The sequence below is a fragment of the Pseudomonas sp. AC172 genome (genome assembly GCF_979258595.1).
The window spans coordinates 1,946,042-1,963,491 of record NZ_OZ409868.1 but is presented as its reverse complement, the minus strand read 5'-3'; the positions used below and the strand labels follow the sequence as shown (position 1 = coordinate 1,963,491).

Annotated in this window: 16 protein-coding genes; 8 read left to right on the top strand and 8 right to left on the bottom strand. The window is 59.2% G+C overall.

Features of this window, described 5'->3' with window-relative positions; genetic code table 11:
- Positions 1-64: 64 nt before the first annotated feature.
- Positions 65-1,081, bottom strand: coding sequence for an AraC family transcriptional regulator (locus ACZ0A4_RS08805; protein WP_463574123.1), 1,017 nt, complete (start codon positions 1,079-1,081; stop codon positions 65-67).
- A 284-nt stretch (positions 1,082-1,365) separates the two neighbouring features.
- Here ACZ0A4_RS08805 and efeU point away from each other — a divergent pair, with 284 nt between their 5' ends.
- From efeU to efeO (ACZ0A4_RS08785), 4 genes are read left to right on the top strand one after another with little or no spacing between them, the layout of a single operon-like run.
- Positions 1,366-2,205, top strand: coding sequence for an iron uptake transporter permease EfeU (gene efeU / locus ACZ0A4_RS08800; protein ID WP_463574122.1), 840 nt, complete (start codon positions 1,366-1,368; stop codon positions 2,203-2,205).
- An 8-nt stretch (positions 2,206-2,213) separates the two neighbouring features.
- Complete coding sequence (efeO, locus tag ACZ0A4_RS08795; protein ID WP_463574120.1) at positions 2,214-3,413, top strand: iron uptake system protein EfeO; 1,200 nt, start codon at positions 2,214-2,216, stop codon at positions 3,411-3,413.
- Positions 3,414-3,431: 18 nt separating this feature from the next.
- Positions 3,432-4,730: an iron uptake transporter deferrochelatase/peroxidase subunit gene (gene efeB / locus ACZ0A4_RS08790; protein WP_463574118.1), complete on the top strand. Its 1,299-nt coding sequence runs from the start codon at positions 3,432-3,434 to the stop codon at positions 4,728-4,730.
- Positions 4,731-4,759: 29 nt separating this feature from the next.
- The gene (gene efeO, locus ACZ0A4_RS08785) at positions 4,760-5,584 is read left to right on the top strand and encodes an iron uptake system protein EfeO (RefSeq protein ID WP_463574117.1); all 825 of its coding nucleotides are present in this window, start codon (positions 4,760-4,762) and stop codon (positions 5,582-5,584) included.
- A gap of 132 nt (positions 5,585-5,716) precedes the next feature.
- Here efeO (ACZ0A4_RS08785) and pssA read toward each other — a convergent pair whose 3' ends face one another.
- A complete protein-coding gene (gene pssA / locus ACZ0A4_RS08780) occupies positions 5,717-7,060 on the bottom strand; it encodes a CDP-diacylglycerol--serine O-phosphatidyltransferase (RefSeq protein WP_463574116.1) in 1,344 nt (447 codons plus the stop codon).
- A gap of 216 nt (positions 7,061-7,276) precedes the next feature.
- On the opposite strand from pssA, the gene ACZ0A4_RS08775 reads away from it, so the two are divergent.
- Together ACZ0A4_RS08775 and ACZ0A4_RS08770 are read left to right on the top strand one after the other, a co-directional pair.
- The gene (locus ACZ0A4_RS08775) at positions 7,277-7,840 is read left to right on the top strand and encodes a TetR/AcrR family transcriptional regulator (RefSeq protein WP_463574115.1); all 564 of its coding nucleotides are present in this window, start codon (positions 7,277-7,279) and stop codon (positions 7,838-7,840) included.
- A 55-nt stretch (positions 7,841-7,895) separates the two neighbouring features.
- Positions 7,896-8,375, top strand: a complete 480-nt coding sequence (locus ACZ0A4_RS08770; protein ID WP_463574114.1) for a nuclear transport factor 2 family protein — start codon at positions 7,896-7,898, stop codon at positions 8,373-8,375.
- Between the two features lie 121 nt (positions 8,376-8,496).
- On the opposite strand, the gene sfnG is transcribed toward ACZ0A4_RS08770, so the two are convergent.
- On the bottom strand, positions 8,497-9,579 hold the full coding sequence (gene sfnG, locus ACZ0A4_RS08765; RefSeq protein WP_463574112.1) for a dimethylsulfone monooxygenase SfnG: 1,083 nt from the start codon (positions 9,577-9,579) through the stop codon (positions 8,497-8,499).
- 335 nt (positions 9,580-9,914) lie between these two features.
- Between sfnG and ACZ0A4_RS08760 the strand changes: the two genes are divergently transcribed.
- Complete coding sequence (locus ACZ0A4_RS08760) at positions 9,915-10,694, top strand: TSUP family transporter (protein WP_134175277.1); 780 nt, start codon at positions 9,915-9,917, stop codon at positions 10,692-10,694.
- Here the strand turns inward: ACZ0A4_RS08760 and nudC are convergent.
- The 4 genes from nudC to ACZ0A4_RS08740 form a co-directional block, all read right to left on the bottom strand.
- Positions 10,662-11,492: an NAD(+) diphosphatase gene (gene nudC, locus ACZ0A4_RS08755; protein ID WP_463574110.1), complete on the bottom strand. Its 831-nt coding sequence runs from the start codon at positions 11,490-11,492 to the stop codon at positions 10,662-10,664. The two genes, ACZ0A4_RS08760 and nudC, sit on opposite strands and share 33 nt — an antisense overlap.
- Before the next feature lie 6 nt (positions 11,493-11,498).
- Complete coding sequence (locus tag ACZ0A4_RS08750) at positions 11,499-12,311, bottom strand: crotonase/enoyl-CoA hydratase family protein (RefSeq protein ID WP_463574108.1); 813 nt, start codon at positions 12,309-12,311, stop codon at positions 11,499-11,501.
- 203 nt (positions 12,312-12,514) lie between these two features.
- A complete protein-coding gene (locus tag ACZ0A4_RS08745; RefSeq protein WP_110718565.1) occupies positions 12,515-13,438 on the bottom strand; it encodes a magnesium transporter CorA family protein in 924 nt (307 codons plus the stop codon).
- Between the two features lie 7 nt (positions 13,439-13,445).
- Positions 13,446-15,020 carry a RimK family protein gene (locus tag ACZ0A4_RS08740; protein ID WP_463574106.1) on the bottom strand — a complete coding sequence of 525 codons (1,575 nt, stop codon included), beginning with the start codon at positions 15,018-15,020 and terminating at the stop codon, positions 13,446-13,448.
- Positions 15,021-15,112: 92 nt separating this feature from the next.
- Between ACZ0A4_RS08740 and ACZ0A4_RS08735 the strand changes: the two genes are divergently transcribed.
- Positions 15,113-16,213: a peptidase C39 family protein gene (locus tag ACZ0A4_RS08735; protein ID WP_463574105.1), complete on the top strand. Its 1,101-nt coding sequence runs from the start codon at positions 15,113-15,115 to the stop codon at positions 16,211-16,213.
- A gap of 50 nt (positions 16,214-16,263) precedes the next feature.
- Here ACZ0A4_RS08735 and ACZ0A4_RS08730 read toward each other — a convergent pair whose 3' ends face one another.
- Complete coding sequence (locus ACZ0A4_RS08730) at positions 16,264-17,418, bottom strand: PQQ-dependent sugar dehydrogenase (protein WP_463574104.1); 1,155 nt, start codon at positions 17,416-17,418, stop codon at positions 16,264-16,266.
- Positions 17,419-17,450: the final 32 nt, after the last annotated feature.

The window sequence follows — 17,450 nt, the reverse complement described above, 5'->3', positions numbered from 1 at the left end:
GCTCGCTCCCACAGTTTGAAATGCATTCCCCTGTGGGAGCGAGCTTGCTCGCGAAGAGGCCGGGTCAGACAACCTCATTGAGGATCAGCGTGCGGTAGTGGCCCGGATTCGACCCCGACCACTTGCGAAACGCCCTGTAAAACGAACTCGCATCGGCAAACCCCAATCGCGCGGCAATCTCGACAAAACTGATCGAAGGCTCAGCCAGCCAGATAATCGCCAACTCCTTGCGCACACTGTCCTTGAGGCCTTGATAGGTCTGCCCTTCCTCCGCCAGTCGCCGGCGCAACGTCGAGGCCGACATGCACAATTGCTGCGCCAAGGCCTCTGTTTCCGGCCACTGCTCGGCCGGCAGTTGCCGTAGATCCTGCTTGATCCGGCTGGCGAGACTTTCCGGATCGCGGTACTTCACCAGAATATTGGCCGGGGCGTGGGCGAGAAAGCGTTTCAGCTCCTCGGCCGTGCGCTTGATCGGCAGCTCGAGGCAATCCGCCGAGAAGATCATCCGCGTACGAGGCCGGTCGAAACGCAGGTTTTGCGAAAACATCACCCGATAGTCATCGGTGAAATCCGGCTCGGGGCAGCGCAGTTCAATCGCCAGAATCGGAATTCGCCGCCCCGCCAGCCAGCAGGCCACACCGTGGACGATCATCCAATAAGTGAAATAAGTGAAGGCGCGGCGCGGCTCGGGGTCGTCCTCCAGCAGGACGATTTCCGCGAGACTTTGCTGGTGCACCAGTTGCGCGGGCATGCGTTCAAGCATCAATGACAGAAAGCTCAGGCCCGTGCTCAAACCCACTGCCAGTGTCGGTTGCGCCATGGCGCTGCGGCAGAGGAATTCAAGGCTGCCGGACTTGAGTTTGCGTGGATCCATACCGAAAAACTCGTCGTCACCGCGCCGGGCCAATAACCGCCAGAGCTTCGCGTACTGCGAGGCTGGCACCCGGCCGTGCTCGGTCTGCAGCAGCGCCGGATCAATCCCGACCTTGTTCAAGGCCTCTTCCGTGGCCACACCCGGGGCACAACTTTGCAACAGCGCTTCACGCACCAGTTGGACGGCAATGGTGTCTTTTTCCGACATGGAACGCGCTTATTCCTGTTGTTTTTCTGATGGCCCGCATATTACCCCAAACCCAGCGCAGATCCCTTGTGGGAGCGAGCTTGCTCGCGAAAGCGGTGGCGCAGGCACGGATATGTTGACTGGAGCGCCGCCTTCGCGAGCAAGCTCGCTCCCACAGGGACTTGTGCGCAGCAAAAAACAGGTTGTTCAGCTTGTGTTCAGGTTTATGTCAATCAATGTCATGTGAGAATGACTTTCATTATGTTACAACTTGTAACCTCTTCGAATGACTTAGTGGACACCGAATGCTCGTTCCCTTTCTGATCATGCTGCGCGAAGGCATTGAAGCCGCGCTGATCGTTGGCATTATCGCCAGTTACCTCCAGCAAACCGGCCGTGGCCAATGGATGCCCGCCGTGTGGATCGGGGTTTTCCTCGCCGCCGCCCTCGCCCTGCTGGTCGGTGGTGGCCTGGAACTGGTCAGCGCAGAATTCCCGCAAAAGCAACAGGAGCTGTTCGAAGGCATCGTCGGCCTGGTGGCCGTGGGCATTCTCAGCTCCATGGTGTTCTGGATGCGCAAGGTCGCGCGCTCGATCAAGCATTCGCTGCAAGCCTCGCTGGAGCACGCGCTGACTTCTTCGAAGCATCAGGTCATTGCGCTGATCGCCATGGTCTTTTTCGCTGTCGCCCGGGAAGGCCTGGAAACGGTGTTCTTCCTGCTCGCCGTGTTCCAGCAAAGCGAAGGCCCGGGCGCGCCGATCGGTGCCCTGCTCGGGCTGATTCTGGCAATCATCGTCGGCTTCCTGATCTACAGCGGCAGCATGCGCCTCAACCTTTCGGCGTTCTTCAAGTGGACCGGCCTGTTCATTCTGGTGGTGGCCGCCGGGATTCTCGCCAACTCCGTGCAGGCGCTGCATGAAGCCGGGCTGTGGAATCACCTGCAAACGGTGCTGTTCGACTTCAGCGCGACGCTGCCGATGGATGGCCCGTTGGGCTCGGTGCTGGCCGGCATGTTCGGGTATCAGGACACGCCGACCGTCAGCACCCTCGGCGCGTATCTGATCTATCTGCTCGTCGCGCTGGTGATGTTCTTTCTGCCAGCGCCCAAGCCGTCCGCTCAATCGTCTTCTGTTTCCAGCCAATAAGGGCATTCATGTCAAAGCCTAATACTCCTCAGGCCTCCCCTCCCCGCGCCTTGCGTTGGGCGGTGGCCGGCTCGGTGGTGGTGATGATCGCCGCCGGCGGTCTGTTTTATTACGCCTCGAAATTGGCTGCGGCCAAGCGTCAGCACAACCACGATGAAGTGGTGGTGAATATTCATCCGGGCAGTTGCGAGCCAAACGCGCTGACGGTGCCGGCCGGTCACGCCAGTTTCCGCATCGTCAACCGCTCCGAGCGCGCCGTGGAATGGGAAATTCTCGATGGTGTGCTCGTCGTCGAAGAGCGCGAAAACATCGCGCCGGGCCTGAGCCAGGTGATCAACGCCAATCTGCAACCGGGCGACTACGCGATCACTTGCGGTTTGCTGAGCAACCCGCGCGGCACCTTGCACGTCACGCCAACTGCCGCGTCTGACGCAGCGGCCAAAGCCAAACCATCGATGGTCGCCTTCGTCGGGCCGTTGTCGGAATTCCGTGTGTACCTGGCCAGCCAGAGCAGCGCGCTGATCAAAGCCGTGACCGCGCTTAATCAAGCCATTGAAAGCGACGATTTGGCTCAGGCTCAGGCGCTGTACCTGCCGGCGCGTTCGGCTTATCAACGCCTGGCCCCGGCCGCGCAGCGTCTGGCCGAACTGGATAACAGCATCAATGCCCGCGCCGATTATTTCGAAAAACGCGAGCAGGATCCGGCCTTCGTCGGCTTCCACCGCGTCGAATACGCGCTGTTCCAGCAACGCAAACTCGACGAACTGACACCAGTCGCCCAGCGCCTGCTCAGCGATGTCACCACGCTCAAACAGCAATTGCTCGCGCAGTCGCTGCCACCGGAACAACTGGTCAACATCGTAGTGCGCAACCTCAACACCCTTGCCGACGTCCGCGCCGCCAGCGGTGAAGAGGAACGCTACAGCCACAGCGACCTCAACGGTTTCGCCGCCAATCTGCAAACCGCACATAAAGTCGTCGATTTGCTGCGGCCGATGCTGACCAAGTCGGCTGCTGACCTGCTGCCGAAAATTGACAAGGCACTGGCGGACTTCGACACAGAACTCGACACCTACAAGATCAAGGACGGCTACGCCAGCTACGACTCCATCAGCGGCGCACAACGCAAGCAGATCGCCGACAAGGCCCAGGCTCTGGCCGACGCACTGGATGGCATCGATCCCGCCCTCGGCCTTTCCGGCCTGTAAGCAGAAGACGAATTTCCGATGAAAGATATCGAACCACTCAACCTGCAACGTCGCCGTGTCCTGATGGGCATGGGCGCCGCGGGTGTCGCCCTCGCCGGGTCCGCTCTGAGCTGCCCGGCCATGGCCGCCGCACCTGCGCAAGTCACCGAAGCACCAAGCAGCGACAAGACCGAAGACCGCCACGATTTCCACGGCGTGCACCAGACCGGCATCATCACCCCGCGTCCGGCCTCGGGCATGCTGGTTTCGTTCGACGTATTGGCCAGTGATCGTGAAGATCTGGAGCGGTTGTTCCGCACCCTCAACGAGCGCATCGCGTTTCTGATGAAGGGTGGCCCGGTCGCACAGATCGATCCGAAACTGCCGCCGCCGGATTCCGGCATCCTCGGCCCGAACGTGACGCCGGACAACCTGACCATCACCGTTTCTGTCGGCGAATCGCTGTTCGACGAGCGCTTCGGTCTGGCCGAGGCCAAGCCCAAGCGTTTGATGCGCATGGTCGGTTTCCCCAACGATGCGCTGGAAGCCGATTGCTGCCATGGCGACCTGAGTTTGCAGTTCTGTTCGAACACCGCTGACACCAACATTCACGCCCTGCGCGACATCGTCAAAAACCTCCCCGACCTGTTGCTGGTGCGCTGGAAACAGGAAGGCAGCGTGCCGCCGCAAGCCCCGGCGAAACCCGGTGTGCCAGCACAATCGGCGCGCAACTTCCTTGGTTTCCGCGACGGCTCGGCCAACCCCGACTCCAACGACAGCAATGCCATGGATCGCCTGGTCTGGGTGCAACCGGGCAGCGATGAGCCGGCCTGGGCTGCCCATGGCAGTTACCAAGCAGTGCGGATCATCCGCAATTTCGTCGAGCGCTGGGACCGCACGCCGTTGCAGGAGCAGGAAAGCATCCTTGGCCGGGTCAAAACCACCGGTGCACCGATGGGTGGCCAGCATGAAAGCGAAGTCCCGGATTACAGCAAGGACCCGGCGGGCAAGCTGACCAAACTCGACGCGCACATTCGTCTGGCTAATCCGCGTACGGCTCAAACCCAGGCCAACCTGATCCTGCGCCGGCCGTTCAACTACTCCAACGGCGTGAACAAGAACGGTCAGCTCGACATGGGCCTGCTGTTCATCTGCTATCAGGCCGATCTGGAAAAAGGCTTCATCACCGTGCAGACCCGCCTTAACGGCGAGCCGCTGGAGGAATACCTCAAACCGGTCGGCGGCGGGTACTTCTTCACCCTGCCGGGTGTCACCGGCGACAAGGATTTCATCGGTCGCTCGCTGCTCAACGCCACACAACCGAAAACAGCCGCATAAAACAACACCCCAACACTGGAGCCGCCCCCATGAAAAAGACGCCACTCGCGCTATTGCTGACCCTTGGTTTGCTCAACACCCCGCTGTCGGCGTTCGCCGCGACAGCACCGCTGGATCTGGTCGGGCCGGTGTCTGACTACAAGATTTACGTCACCGAGCAACTGGATGAGCTGGGCAGCCACACCCAGCAATTCACCGATGCGGTGAAAAACGGCGACCTGGCCACTGCGCAAAAGCTCTACGCTCCGACCCGTGTTTACTACGAGTCGATCGAGCCGATCGCCGAGTTGTTCAGTGACCTCGATGCGTCCATCGACTCGCGCGTCGACGACCACGAAAAAGGCGTGAAGGCCGACGACTTCACCGGTTTCCACCGCATCGAATACACGCTGTTCTCGGAAAAAAGCACCCAGGGCCTGAACGAGCTGGCCGACAAGCTCAACAGCGACGTCAAAGACCTGCAAACCCGCGTCGCCGGCCTGACCTTCCCGCCGGAGAAAGTCGTCGGCGGTGCCGCTGCGCTGCTGGAAGAAGTCGCCGCGACCAAGATCTCCGGCGAAGAAGATCGCTACAGCCACACCGACCTCTACGACTTCCAGGGCAACATCGACGGCGCGAAGAAAATCGTTGATCTGTTCCGTCCGCAGATCGAGAAGCAGGACAAGGCTTTCGTCGCGAAGGTCGACAAGAACTTTGCCACGGTCGACAAGATTCTGGCCAAGTACAAGACCAAGGATGGTGGGTTTGAGACTTATGACAAGGTGAAGGACAACGACCGTAAAGCGCTGGTTGGACCGGTGAATACCTTGGCGGAAGACCTGTCCACGTTGCGTGGCAAGCTGGGTCTGAACTGAGTTTATTTAGCGTCTAAGCGGGCCCCATCGCTGGCAAGCCAGCTCCCACAGTGTTCTCGGTCATTCACAAGTATTGTGTACACCAAAGAACCTGTGGGAGCTGGCTTGCCAGCGATGGCACTTTCAGCGGCGCTAAAGAATCCGGTACAGCAACCGCTCAATCCGCACCCGACTCACGCGCTTGAGAAACCTGGCCACCCCGGCCGGATACTCCGGCAGCGTCTCCAGACTCTGAAAGCTGTCGATCCGCGTGGTATGGCGGAAAATCTCTTCCAGCTCCTTCGCCCGCGGCTCCAGCCATTCGCCTTTCGGATCATCGATCAACAACGCGTTTTCCAGATCGAGGCGGAACGCCCGTGGGTTGAGGTTGTTGCCAGTCAGCAACGTATAGCGCTGATCAACCCACATGCCTTTGAGGTGATAGGTGTTATCGCCATCACGCCACAGGTGCAGGTTCAACTGGCCGCTGTCGATGTTGCGCTGATGGCGCTTGGCGAAGCGGCGCAGGCTGATCTCGTACAGATACGGCAACGCTGCGATCACCTTGAACGGCTCGCTCGGCGGAATGTAAAAGTCGTTGGCAGTCTTGTCGCCGACCACAATGTCGATCTTCACGCCACGGGCCAATGCGCGATTGATCTCACGGATCACGCCCAGCGGCAGGTTGAAGTACGGCGTGCAGATGGTCAGCTGTTTTTGCGCGCTGGCGATCAGTTCGAGAATCGCCCGGTTCAACGGGTTGTTCTTGCCGACACCGAGCAACGGGGTAACGGACAAGCCGTCTCGGGCAGTACTGCCAGTGGCCGTGTCGTACGTTGCATATTTGAGACGGCTGCGCAGATCGCCGATGTCGTTGCGCAAGCTACGCGTGGTCGGCAGGTTTGGCAGGTCGAGGCGATGCACCGCTTTCGATTCGATCAGGCCGTGCTTGACCAAATGATGCATCGAGTCGGCCAGCTCAGCGCTTTGCAGGACGTGATAACGGTCGAAGCGGTACTTGTCGAACTTGTGCAGGTAGACGTTGTTCAGGCTTGCGCCGCTGTAGACCACGCAGTCGTCGATCACAAAGCCCTTCAAATGCAGCACACCAAACAACTCGCGGGTCTGCACCGGCACGCCGTACACCGGCACTTCGCTCTGGTGCGTGCGGGTCATTTCCTGATACCACGCCGAGTTGCCCGGCTGCTTGCCGGCACCGATCAGACCGCGCTGGGCGCGCAACCAATCGACCACCACGGCAATTTCCAGCTCGGGACGTTTGAGCTTGGCGGCGTGCAAGGCATCGAGGATTTCCTGACCGGCTTCGTCTTGCTGCAGATACAGCGCAACGATGTAGATGCGCTGCGTCGCCGTGGCGATTTTATCCAGCAGGCAACGACGAAACTCGGCGGCGCCGGACAGAATGGTCACAGCCTCGGCGGTCAGCGCAAAGCTGCGCAGTTTAGGCAGCAAGGAACGTTTGAAAAGCAACGGCATAGGGCTCGCAATGGGTCGAATCCGAAGAACCCGAGAGCTTACACCATCGCATCCTTCGGGTCTTGTTAGTGTCTGTAATGACCTCTTCGCGAGCAGGCTCGCTCCCACCTTTGAAACGCACTCCCCTGTGGGAGCAAGCCTGCTCGCGAAGACGATTCTACAGCCAGCAAAAATACCCGCTTGACCAAGGAGAACAATCGTTCTACTGTTTGCAGCATGAACGAAATCACTAGCAACGACACACGCGACATCATCCTGGATGTCACCGAAAAGTTGATCTACAAAAGTGGCATCGCTGCCACCAGCATGGATCTTCTGGTGAAAACCGCCGGCGTCTCCAGAAAAAGTATCTACCGTTACTTTGCCGACAAGGACGCCTTGACCGTCGCCGCTCTGCAACGCCGCGACGTGCGCTGGATGCATTGGTACAGAGGCGCTGTCGATCAGGCCGAAAGCCCGGCCGATCGCCTGCTCAACCTGTTTACCGTGCTCAAGAGCTGGTTCGCCTCGGAAGGCTTTCGCGGCTGCGCGTTCATCAACACCAGCGGTGAAACCGGCGATCCACAGGACCCGGTGCGGCTAGTGGCCAAAGAACACAAACAGAAGCTGCTCGACTACGTGTGCGAGCTGTGTACCGAACATGGCGCCGAGGATCCGCAACTGCTGGCCAAACAGCTGCTGATCCTGATTGACGGTGCCATTACCGTAGCGCTTGTGATGGGTGATCACAGTGCCGCCGATAATGCGCAATGCATGGCGCGAAAGTTATTGGACCTGTAACGCCTTAATAAGCCGGACTTGTTGTTCAATTATTAATTAGATCGGGAGACTGAACATGTCTACTGCAGCCCAGGTACGTCCGCCATTGCCGCCCTTCAACCGTGACTCGGCGATCGAAAAAGTTCGACTGGCCGAGGATGGCTGGAACTCCCGCGACCCGGAACGGGTATCGCTGGCCTACACCCTCGACACCCAATGGCGTAACCGCGCCGAATTCGCCAACAACCGCGAAGAAGCCAGGGCCTTTCTGACCCGTAAATGGGCGAAAGAACTGGATTATCGTTTGATCAAGGAGCTGTGGGCTTACTCGGATACCCGCATTGCCGTGCGCTATGCCTATGAATGGCACGATGATTCGGGCAACTGGTTCCGCTCTTACGGCAATGAAAACTGGGAATTCGACGAGCAAGGCCTGATGTTCCAGCGCTATGCGTGCATCAACGACATGCCGATCAAGGAGAGCGAACGCAAGTTCCACTGGCCACTGGGCCGGCGCCCGGATGATCATCCGGGGCTGTCTGACCTGGGTCTCTAAGACCCCGTAGATCTAATGTGGGAGCGAGCTTGCTCGCGAATGCGGTGTATCAGTAATCACAATAGTTACTGAAAGGACGCCTTCGCGAGCAAGCTCGCTCCCACAGGTTTTTGCATTGGGTTCAGGCAACAGCGGCAGTCTTTTCGGCCTCCAGTTCGCGTACCAGCGGCAACACTCGCTCGCCGAAATACTGCACCTCTTCCTGAAAGTGCAGAAACCCCGCCAGTACCAAATCCACACCCACCGCCTTCAACGCCACAATCCGCTCGGCAATCTGCAGCGGCGTGCCAATCAGATTGGTCTTGAAGCCATCGTTGTACTGCACCAGATCCTCGAACGTCGATTTTGCCCAGTTGCCCTCACCCTCCGGTGAAGCCCGGCCCGCCTGCTTCGCCGCATCACCAAAAGCATTCACCGCTTCCGGATCGGCCTGATCGATGATCTGCGCCAGTACGGCTCTGGCCTCTTCTTCGGTATCACGGGCGATGACAAACGCGTTCACGCCAATCTTCACCGAATGATTGTTCGCCGCCGCCTTCTGACGAATATCGTCAACCTGCGCCTTGATTCCCTCCACGCTGTTGCCATTGGTGAAATACCAGTCCGAGACCCGCGCGGCCATGTCTCGCGCTGCACGGGAACTGCCGCCCTGGAAAATCTCCGGACGGCCGAGCGGTTTTGGTTTCAGGCTGTAATTGTCGAAGCGATAGAAATCGCCGCGAAAGGTGAAGTTGTCCTGACTCCACACCCCTCGCAATGAACGGATAAACTCTTCAGAACGACGATAACGCTCGTCATGCTCCAGCCAATGCTCGCCGATGGCCTGAAACTCGCCTCTGAACCAGCCGCTGACGATGTTCACCGCGATGCGCCCGTTGGTGAGTTGATCGATCGTCGCCAGTTGCTTGGCCGCCAGCGCCGGTTGCCACGGGCCGGGCAGGATCGCGGCGATCACCTTGAGTTTGCTGGTGGCCGCCAGCAACGCGTGACTGAACGCGACTGACTCATGCTGGAACTCGGCGCCATAACCGGCGGTGAAGCGGATCTGCGTCAACGCATATTCGAACCCGGCGGCCTCGGCGATTTGCGCCAGTTTGCGGTTGTAGTCGATGCCCCAATCGGTGCGCTGTTCGATCTTGCTGACCACCAGCCCACCGCTGACGTTCGGCACCCAGTAGGCAAATTTAACGGCTTGCTGACTCATTGGCGTGTCCTCGGGACATTTGCGGAGATGGGAGTGTTAGAGCAGCAAGCGTGCCAGCCTGGAAATGCCCGATTTCGTTGGGTTTCGGGGTGGCGTTGATGTTTTGTGGAAGGGGGATTTGTTGGCAGGTTGTTGTGTGGGCAACAGTTGGTTTGGGGTCGGCATGAAGAATGTCTTCGCGAGCAGGCTCGCTCCCACAGGATGGAATGCATTTCAAAATGTGGGAGCGAGCCTGCTCGCGAAGGCGTCAGACGGGTCGCCGCAACACTTGGAAATGAGTAACATGACCGCCCTCCCCGCAGCCAAATCTGCGCCCTGCCGAATAAGCCGATTCCATGCCTTTCGAACTCAGCGTTGACCTCACCACCCTGGCCATTCTGGCCCTTGTCGCTTTCATTGCCGGTTTCATCGACGCCATCGCCGGCGGTGGCGGTCTGTTGACCACGCCTGCCCTGCTGACGGCTGGCCTGCCGCCGCATCTGGTGCTCGGCACGAACAAATTGAGTTCGACCTTCGGTTCGGCCACCGCCAGTTTCACCTTCTACAAACGCAAATTGTTTCACCCGCGCCAATGGACACACGCCATCGTCGGCACACTGGTCGGCGCACTGACCGGCGCCGTCGTCGCTCATTACCTGCCGGCCGAATGGCTGAACAAGATGCTCCCGGTGATCGTCTTCGCCTGCGGTCTTTACCTGTTGTTCGGCGGCACGCCAAAAGCGCCGCTGGACAGCAATGCACCGATCAAAAAGAAATGGCAATCAACCCAAGGCTTCAGCCTCGGTTTCTACGACGGCGTGGCGGGTCCGGGCACAGGCGCGTTCTGGACAGTCAGCAGTCTGCTGCTTTACCCGATTGATCTGGTCAAGGCCAGCGGCGTAGCGCGCAGCATGAACTTCGTCAGCAACATTGCGGCGCTGTCGGTGTTCGTGTTTTCCGGGCAGGTGGACTGGATCATCGGCCTGAGCATGGGCCTGTCGGTGATGGTCGGCGCGTTCTTTGGCGCGCGCACCGCGATCAGCGGCGGCGCCAAGTTCATTCGCCCGGTGTTCATCACCGTGGTGCTGGGTTTGACCGTACGCCTAGCCTGGCAGCACTGGTTCAGCGTGGCCTAAGCGCCGCGCCACATAGACGTCGATCAGGTAACGAGCAATCGACTTGGACGCCGGCAACGGCGGCAGGTCGTGCACGTTGAACCACTGGGCGTCCTCGATCTCGTCTTCCTGACAGACAATCTCGCCACCGGCGTATTCGGCATGGAAGCCGAGCATCATCGAATGCGGGAACGGCCAGCACTGGCTGCCCAGATACTGAATGTTCTTCACCTCGATCTGCACTTCTTCGCGCACTTCACGAATCAGGCAATCCTCGGCTGACTCGCCCGGCTCGGCGAACCCGGCCAGCGTGCTGTAAACCCCGGTGACGAAACGCGGTGAACGCGCCAGCAGGATCTCGTCGCCACGGGTGATCAGCACGATCATGCTCGGCGAAATACGCGGATAACTGCGCAGGTCGCACGGCTGGCAATACATCGCGCGCTCACGCGGCACCTGTGTCATCGCCTGGCCGCAATTGCCGCAGAAACGATGCTCACGGGCCCAGGTGCCGATCTGCGCGGCATAACCGAGCACTTTGTAGATCGTATGATCGCCGTCGAGCATGAACGCCCGCAGGCCTTTCCAGTTACAACCCGGCACCTCGCTGGCGCTGCGCAGTTCAAGCAGATACACCGGCTCGCCATCGAGGTGGCCGATGCCATGCTCGGCGAGGATCGACAAGTCCTGACGCTTGAGCCATTCGCGAGGGAACAACGCGCCGTTGTCATCGAACAGAAAGCCTTCCGGGCTGCGCGCCACGGCCCAGCCGCCGGGTTGATCGGTGTCCAGTACTGCAGTGGTCCAGCGAGATGTCATGGTTTCTCAGTCCAGAAATTCGGGTTTCTGTTTGCTCATGTGGGCGGCCATGGCCACGCGCAAATCGGTGGATTGCAACATGGCGGCGTTCCAGGTGGCAACGTATTCGAGACCGTCGTCGATGCGATGGTCGCGCATGTAGCTGATCATTTCCTTGGTGCCGGTGACCGCGATCGGTGACTTCGAAGCGATCTCGCGAGCAATGTCCAGCACGCCCTCGAGCAGCGCTTCTTTGTCGCTGTAGACGCGATTGACCAAGCCAATGCTGCGCGCTTCGTCAGCGCCGAAAGTGCGACCGGTGTAAGCCAGTTCACGCAGCATGCCGTCCCCGATGATCCGTGGCAACCGTTGCAATGTGCCAACATCGGCGGCCATGCCGATATCGATTTCCTTGATCGAGAATTGCGCGTCTTCGGCGGCGTAGCGCATGTCGCACGCGGCGATCAGATCAATGGCGCCGCCCAGGCAATAACCTTGAATGGCCGCAATGACCGGTTTGCGGCAGTTGTCGACGGCGTTGAACGAGGCTTGCAGGGTGAGGATCTTGCGGCGCAGCAGGCGCGCGTTGCGGCCGACGTCCTTGCCCAGTTCATTGGCGACGCTGGCGAGCATCATCAGGTCGATGCCGGAGGAGAAATGTTTACCGTTGCCGCTGAGCACCACCACGCGCACTTCGTCGGTGTCGTCGATCCACTGGAAGATCTCGACGATCTCGCTCCAGAACGCCGCGTTCATCGAGTTGATCTTTTCCGGGCGATTGATCTGCACATGGGCGATGTTGTCGGCCAGTTCGACGCTGAAGGCGGAGTATTGAGTCATGGCAGTGATCCTTTACCGGGCTGAAAATGAGGCCCGAACTATAACAAGGCATCACGGCGGCGGTTCGGCCAAATGCGGGACTGTTCTGGGTTTTACTTCGCTTGTGCCGGCCCCTTCGCGAGCAAGCTCGCTCCCACAGGGGAATGCATTTCAAAGTGTGGGAGCGAGCTTGCTCGCGAAGAGGCCAGATCAATCACGAAACATCATCGAGCCAAACGCCGCAACCCAAACAACATCCCCCCTGCCCCCAGCAACATCGCCGCCAAAAACAGCGGATAGGAAACCCACCACGGCGTCCCCGCCGTCATCATGCTGAACTCCGACATCCCGCCAATGCTCGCAATCAGGTTCAACGGCAGAAACACCACGTTGATCAACGTCAGCTTGCGCAGCAGGTTGTTCATGCTGTTGTTCATCAGGTTGCCACGCGCATCGATCAGCCCGGAAAACACTGTCGAGTAGATTTCCGCCTGCTTGTAGCACTGGTTGTTCTCGATGATCAGGTCGTCGATCAGGCCGATCGCTTCGCTGCCGAAGTGCTGCTTCTCGGCATGATTGCGCAGGCGCGTGAGGACCGCGCCGTTGCTGTGCAACGCGTTGATGTAATAGATCAGGCTTTCGCTGAGGTTGAACATCTGCACCAGATGCTGGTTCTGCATCGAGGCGTTGAATTTCTGCTGCAACTCACGGGCGACCAGTTTGATCACCTTCAAGTGCCCGAGGTAGTGATGGATGTTGTTGAACAACAGATCCAGCAACACATCCAGCGGCGTGTTCAACGGCTGGCGGGTGCCGAGGCCGTGCAGCGGCGTGTCGTCGGTGGCAATCACCAGTAGTTGTCCCGGCGCGAACAGCAATCCGCAGGACGACACTTCAAATGCCAGACTGCCACCGCCGGAATAGTTTTCCGGGCGTTTCCAGATCAGGAACAGATGGTCGGGATGGAACTCGATGCGCGACACCTCGTCCGGGTCCAGCGCTGACGCCAGTGCATGCTCATCGACCTTGAAATGACTGTGCAGCAAGTCGCGCTCGGCGGCATCGGGGTTGCTGAACAGCATGACCTCGGCGTCCAGCCGCTCGACCCGCTGCAAAGCGCCGTGGCTCAGTGCAAAGCTGTTGATCATCGGCGCATCACCAGGCCTGGCCGCGACGCTTGAGTTCCAGGCGGCGCACAAACTCTTCCAGCACCAATGAATACAGATCGTCGTGCAGATAGGCGTCTTCGATGCCGGCGTCGAGGTTGGGGTTGTCGTTGACTTCGATCACCACCACTTTGTCGCCGGCCTGCTTCAGATCGACGCCGTAGAGGCCGTCGCCGATCAGGTTGGCGGTCTTCACCGCCAGTTCCACTACAGCGCGTGGCGCCTCGTGGACCGCCATCGTCCGGCATTCGCCGTTGACGTCCTGGCCCTTAGCCTTATGGTTGTAAATCTGCCAATGGCCCTTGGACATGAAGTATTGGCAGGCGAAGATCGGTTTGCGGTTGAGCACGCCAATGCGCCAGTCGTACTCGGTGTAGAAAAACTCCTGCGCCAGCAGCAACACCGAGTGCTCAAACAACTCAGCAGTCGCCTCAAGCAAGGCTTGCTGACTTTCGACCTTGATCACGCCACGGGAAAAACAGCCGTCGGGAATCTTCAGTACCAGCGGAAAGCCAAGCCGCTCGCCGACCCGCTCGAAGTCTTCGGGTCGCTCCTTGTAGAGAATTTCGGTGGCGGGCATACCCAATTGATGGCTGTTGAGCAGATCGGTCAGGTAGACCTTGTTGGTGCAGCGCAAAATCGACGTCGGGTCATCCATCACCACCAGTCCTTCACTCTCGGCTTTTTTGGCGAAGCGATAAGTGTGGTTATCGACACTGGTGGTTTCGCGGATCAGCAAGCCGTCGTACTCGGCGAGTCGTGCGTAATCCTTGCGTTCAATCAGTTCAACATCGATGCCCATGGTTTTACCGACCCGGACGAAATTTACCAGTGCCTTGGCGTTGGACGGCGGCAGGGCCTCTTGCGGATCGTGCAGAATCGCCAAGTCGTAGCGCGCCACTTGTGGCGAGCGCGGCACTCGCCAGACTTTACGGCTGAAACCGTCCAGCGCGTTGGCAAACTGATCTTCCTGATCATCGCGCAACTTGTGCAAGGCGCCGGATTTTATACCTTCGATGTGCCAACCGTTAGTTCGGCGAAACTCAACTAACAGGATCGGGCAGGGAAACACTTCAAACAACTGCCGCGCCAGATCCTGTAATGGCTCAATATGGGTCCGACCAAAATACAAGGTCAAAGTAAAGCCTTCGGTATCACTGTAGAGATGATGACTCAGGGCTTTCTCCAGGGTTTTATCGAGATCGTCCAGCGCCAGGCCGTACAGTGATTTTTTCGTCAGCTCGCTGATGGTGCGCACCGACGGAATCACCTTGTGCCCCCGCGCTTCGGCCAGTAGCGAGCAGTAATAGCCGTGCCCTAGATACTTGTAGCTGCGGCACAGATTGATCACCTGCACGCGCTTGCCCGGCTCGCTGTCACAGCTGTGCTCGAGGTATTCCTGCGCCGTCAGGATGTCTTCGCTGGGGAAATATGAGGCCCAATCTTCCTTGCGCTCGACAATTATCAACACTTGGCTGGATGCTTTAATCGCCGAACTTAAATAAGTTGCCGCCGGCAAACTTTGCTCGGATACTTCGCGCCAATGACCCTGTACCGCTGACATAGAGATTGATCCGTTGGAGAACAAGACCTTTTCTATTAAGCACGAAGTTTTTTGAAAGTCTCGTTTCGTTACGCAACTTTTACGGTGGTCATATGAAGGCTGTTTTTCGTTTGGCGGTAGTTGAAGACTTGCCGGCGCTGCTGGCACTGGAAATGCAATGTTTCACCACGGACCGGCTCACCAGTCGCAGCTTTCAGTGGATGATCACCCGTGCTCACGGACAGTTGCTGGTGGCAGAGTACGACGGCCAACTGCTGGGTTACGCGCTGGTGTTATTCCATCGCGGCACTTCGCTCGCCCGGCTGTACTCCATCGCCATCGCCGTCGAAGCGCGCGGCACGGGGTTGGGCAAGGCATTGCTGCAGCGCATTGAAGCGATGGCGCTGGAGCACGACTGCGCGTATCTGCGCCTGGAGGTGCGCCTCGACAACCCTGCGGCTATTGCGCTGTACGAGCGTAGTGGCTACCGGCGTTTTGCGCTGATTCACGATTACTACGAAGATCATGCCGACGCGCTGCGGCTGGAGAAACGCATTCTCCAGCACCGCGATTCGCGCAGCATCAAAGTGCCCTACTACCGGCAAACCACTGATTTCACCTGTGGCCCGGCCTGCCTGTTAATGGCCATGGGTGCACTGCAATCGGAACGTTTATTGGAGCGGCGTGAAGAGTTGCAGATCTGGCGTGAAGCGACCACGGTGTTCATGACCTCCGGCCACGGCGGATGCAGTCCACAGGGATTGGCGTTGGCGGCGTGGCGTCGAGGCTACAAGGTGGGTTTGCAACTGAGCCTGGCCGGGCCATTGTTTCTCGATGGCGTGCGTAATGCGCATAAAAAAGACGTCATGCGGCTTGTCCACGATGAGTTCACGGCGCAATTGCAGGAGACCGATGTCGAGTGTGTAATCGGTGCCTCAATGGATCTGCCGCGACTGCTGGATGCCGGTGGACAGCCACTGGTGTTGATCAGCAGCTATCGGCTGACCCGCTCCAAGTCGCCGCACTGGGTAATCGTGACGGACTGCGACGAGGATTTCGTTTACCTGCATGACCCGGATGTCGATCACAGCCAGCATCGGCAGCCCATGGATTGCCAGCATGTGCCGGTGAGCCATGGGGAGTTCGAGAAAATGTGCCGGTTTGGCCGGGGTAAATTGCGTGCGGCGGTGGTGCTGTATTCCCGCGTAACGTAAGCCTCCACATGCAGGAGCTGCCGCGGGCTGCTCCTACAGGGGAATACCCGTCAAGGCGCGGGCTTCAGGCCGATCTTGTACAGCGATCCCTTCTCTTCATCCGTCAGCACATACAGATAACCATCCGGACCTTGCCGCACATCGCGAACCCGCTGCTTGAGCTCGCCCAGCAAGCGCTCCTCGTGCACCACTTTGTCGCCATCGAACTGCAAGCGGATCAGTTCCTGAGTCACCAACGCGCCGATAAACGCGTTGTGTTGCCACGGTTTAAAACGATCGGCGTCGTAAAACGCCATGCCGGTAACGCCCGGAGACTTCTCCCAGACATGGTGCGGCGCGACAGTGCCTTCGGCCGTTTTACCCTGGGCTTCCGGAATCGGCTGCATCGAGTAATTGATGCCATGGGTCGCCAGCGGCCAACCGTAATTCTTGCCGCGCTCGATGACGTTCACCTCATCGCCACCGCGCGGGCCGTGTTCGTTTTCCCAGAGCGTGCCGGTCCAGGGGTTGAGTGCCGCGCCCTGCGGGTTGCGCAGGCCGTAGGCCCAGATCTCGGGGCGTACGCCGGACTGGCCGACAAAGGGATTGTCATCCGGCACCTTGCCGTCCGGGTAGATGCGCACGACCTTGCCTTGCAGCTTGTCGAGATCCTGCGCCGTCGGCCGGTCGTTGTTCTCACCCAAGGTGATGAACAAATAACCGTCGCGATCAAACACCAGCCGTGAGCCGAAGTGATTGCCAACCGAAAGCTTCGGCTCCTGGCGGAAGATCACTTTGAAATCCTTCAGCGTCTTCAAGTCATCTGAAAGCCGTCCACGCCCCACAGCCGTGCCGGCCTTGTCCCCGGCACCACCGCCTTCGGCATACGACAGATAAACCAGACGATCCTGTTTGAAGTCCGGCGACAGCGCCACATCCAGCAACCCGCCCTGCCCCTTGGCCCAGACCTGCGGTACACCGGCGATCGGCGCCGACAGTTTGCCGTCGGCGGCCACCAGGCGCAGATTGCCGGGACGCTCGGTGACCAGCATGCCCTGGCGATCCGGCAGAAACGCCAGTGCCCATGGATGCTCAAGGCCTGCGGTGATGGTCGTGACTTCGAGGGTGCCCTGTTCGCTTTGCAGCTCGTTGGGGGCGGCAGCAAAGGCCGGGGCACTGAGCAGCGCACCGGCACACAGTGTGGCTAGAAGGGTTTTACGCAACATGCACGATTCCTTTTGTTCGTTTCAGGGGCCGG